A 3105-nucleotide genomic window follows, 5' to 3' on the forward strand; every position below is an offset into this window, starting at 1 on the left:
ATTTTAGTTATTACTTTGATTAGAATAGCCTACAGAAAAGAAGTTTATTAAAAGTCTAACAAAACTTTAATTCAACCGTTAAAAAATAAAGCAAACAACAATTACTATTCATAATTAGATATGCTATAATCATACACATACTTTATACACATAGGAGATACAGATGACAGCGCTTTACGATTCACATGCAAAGAAAAAAGCAACAAACCTTAGTATAAACTCTGATCTGCTTAAGAAAGCAAAAGAACTTCACATAAATATATCCAACTCTTTAGAAAAAACACTTATTGAACTTATAAAAGAAAAAGAGATGCAAAATTGGGAGGCGCAAAACAAAACATCTATCAAAAGTTATAATGAAAGAGTTTCCAAGCATGGTACTTTCAGTGATGATATAAGAAGTTTTTAATGGCTCAATTTGACATATACAGAAATAAAAATCCAAAAACAAACAAAGAGATACCGTTTTTACTCGATATTCAAAATGACATACTCAAAAGCCTCTCAACAAGAGCTGTTGTGCCTTTGGTCTTAAATATGAAGCCTGCAAAAATATTAAACCCGATATTTAGCGTAGGTGGCTTGGAAGTAACCATGTCTACAGCAGAGCTGGCGGGTGTGTCCATAGACAGTTTAGGTGAATTTGTCTGCTCAGTGGCAGATAAAAGAGAAGAGATAATCTCGGCAGTAGACTTTATGATAACCGGCTTTTAAAGGAAACAATTTAATGACAATTTACGATTCAGTACAAAAAACAAAACGGGAGTTTATCCCTCAAGATGACAACAGAGTCTCGCTCTACGTCTGCGGTCCTACCGTTTATGACGATGCGCATTTGGGGCATGCAAAAAGTGCTCTGGTATTTGACCTTTTAACTCGTGTTTTAAAGGCTAACGGTTACGACGTGACTTATGCAAGAAACATTACGGACATCGACGATAAGATCATCAACAAAGCGAGCCAAAGCGGTAAAGAGATAAAAGAGATAACAGATTTTTATACAGACGCTTACCACAAAGAGATGGAACAGCTTGGCGTAAAACGCCCAAATCTTGAGCCAAAGGCTACTGAATCGCTTGAGGCTATGATTGAGCTGATACAAAAACTTCTTGATAGCAACCATGCCTACAAAACAGATGAGGGCGATGTCTATTTTGACACCTCAAGCGACAGCGAGTACCTAAAACTCTCTTGCAGAGTTCAAGATGAAGATGATAAAAAACAGCGCGTAGAGAGCTCATCGCAGAAGAAAAACAGTGCAGATTTTGCTCTGTGGAAAAGCGTCAAAGACGGTAGCGTAACATTTGACTCCCCTTTTGGCAGAGGTCGTCCCGGATGGCATCTTGAATGCTCCGCCATGATAGAGAAACACTTGGCACATAAAGGCAGAAAGTTTGCCGTAGATATTCACGGCGGTGGAGCTGACCTGCTCTTTCCTCACCATGAAAACGAAGCGGCGCAGACAAGATGCGCAACAGACCATGCACTCGCAAATTACTGGATGCACAACGGTTTTGTAAACATAGACGGCGAAAAGATGTCTAAAAGCTTGGGAAACAGCTTCTTTTTAAAAGATGCCCTGAAAGTTTACGACGGTGAGGTTCTGCGTTTCTACCTTTTAAGTACGCACTACAGAAGCAACTTCAACTTCAATGAAGAGGATCTGGTAGCTTCAAAAAAGCGTTTAGACAAGATTTACAGGCTGAAAAAAAGGTTGTTTGGGCTGACTTATGAAGATGCAAAGACTCCATTTAAAGAGGAGCTTTTAAAGGCTTTGAGTGACGATTTAAACGTCTCTGCTTCTCTTGCACTGATAGATGAGATGATTTCACATGCAAACGAGACTCTTGATACTGCAGGTAAACATAAGGAGCTTAAACAAGAAACGCTCTCAAACCTTGCCTACATCGAAGAGGTTTTGGGGTTTGGTGCTAAAAATCCTTACGAGTACTTTCAATGGGGAGTCAACGAAGAGACAAAAACAAAAATCAATGAACTAATCAAGCAAAGAGATGAAGCAAAAAAGGCAAAAGATTTTGCAGCGGCAGACAAAATCCGCGATGAGATACTCTCTTTGGGCGTGAATATTATGGACACGCCTCAAGGCACGTTTTGGGAGAAGATATAACCCTTTATATCTCTTTGTTTGTTCTCTTTTTATAGCCTGCATTTATGCGAAAACGAAGTCCTAGATAGTAGGCTTTGGTTATAGCTTTTTTTAGAAGATAAGCCGTATACCCGCTTACTTTTATGAAACCAAAAAGCTCTCCGGCAGAGTATTCGCCGCCAAGAGCAATAAACACACCAAGAACGCTGGAGTTAAAGGGTTTTATCTCTTGTTTGTCTATCTTTTTTCTTATTGCGTCTGCCACATACTCCGCACTCCTCTCAGCCGTTTGCGCGGTTGGAGGAAGTATCTCTCCCGCAGCATTTTTAATCTCTACGCAGTCTCCAATGGCAAAAACGTTCTCTCTATCGCCAATATTTAGTCTGCTATTTGCCAAAAACTGAGAGATCTTGTTCTTTTGCACATCCAAAGAGTCGTTGAGTTCGGATGCTTTTATGCCGCCTGTAAAGATCATAAAATGATATTTTAACTTTTGAGAGTCTCTGAAATAGATATATGAATCATCCATGCTCTCTATAAATGTCTCTCTTAACGTCTTTACCCCCAAAGAGTCTAGCCTTTTTTGCGTACTCTTGATTAAAAACTCACTCATTCCCGGCAGGATGCTCTTGCTTGCATCTATGAGATATATCTTTATGCTCTCTACTCTCGCACCTATCGTTTTTTTATACACCTCTATGACATGAGCCATCTCCGCAGCAACCTCAACACCGCTGAGACCTGCTCCTCCGATAACCAGATTTATATCTTCGCCGCTTTTTTCATTTAAGAGCTTTTTATAGATAAGATTTTCAAACTCGATTCTAAAGTTGTAAGCTCTTTGCAGCTTTTTCACGCCGTAGCTATGCTCTCTTAAGCCCTTTATAAATGAGAAGAAGTTTGTTTTGGCTCCCGTTGCGATTATGAGATAGTCGTAAGGTATTGAACTATTTGTCGTCTTTATCTGCTGCTCATCAAACTCAATGGAAGTAGCCTTC

Annotated in this window: 4 protein-coding genes; 3 read left to right on the plus strand and 1 reads right to left on the minus strand. The window is 39.4% G+C overall.

Features of this window, described 5'->3' with window-relative positions; genetic code table 11:
* Positions 1–163: 163 nt before the first annotated feature.
* From RQ763_RS11040 to cysS, 3 genes are read left to right on the plus strand one after another with little or no spacing between them, the layout of a single operon-like run.
* A complete protein-coding gene (locus RQ763_RS11040; protein WP_314153023.1) occupies positions 164–409 on the plus strand; it encodes a type II toxin-antitoxin system CcdA family antitoxin in 246 nt (81 codons plus the stop codon).
* The gene (locus RQ763_RS11045; RefSeq protein WP_314153024.1) at positions 409–714 is read left to right on the plus strand and encodes a CcdB family protein; all 306 of its coding nucleotides are present in this window, start codon (positions 409–411) and stop codon (positions 712–714) included. Before RQ763_RS11040 ends, RQ763_RS11045 begins: the two co-directional genes overlap by 1 nt.
* Before the next feature lie 13 nt (positions 715–727).
* Positions 728–2128, plus strand: coding sequence for a cysteine--tRNA ligase (gene cysS, locus RQ763_RS11050; protein ID WP_314153025.1), 1401 nt, complete (start codon positions 728–730; stop codon positions 2126–2128).
* A gap of 4 nt (positions 2129–2132) precedes the next feature.
* On the opposite strand, the gene RQ763_RS11055 is transcribed toward cysS, so the two are convergent.
* The coding region (locus RQ763_RS11055) for an NAD(P)/FAD-dependent oxidoreductase (RefSeq protein WP_314153026.1) at positions 2133–3105 on the minus strand (973 nt) is incomplete at its 5' end.

Source organism: Sulfurimonas sp. (genome assembly GCF_032250635.1).
In the GTDB taxonomy this organism is placed as follows: Bacteria; Campylobacterota; Campylobacteria; order Campylobacterales; family Sulfurimonadaceae; genus Sulfurimonas.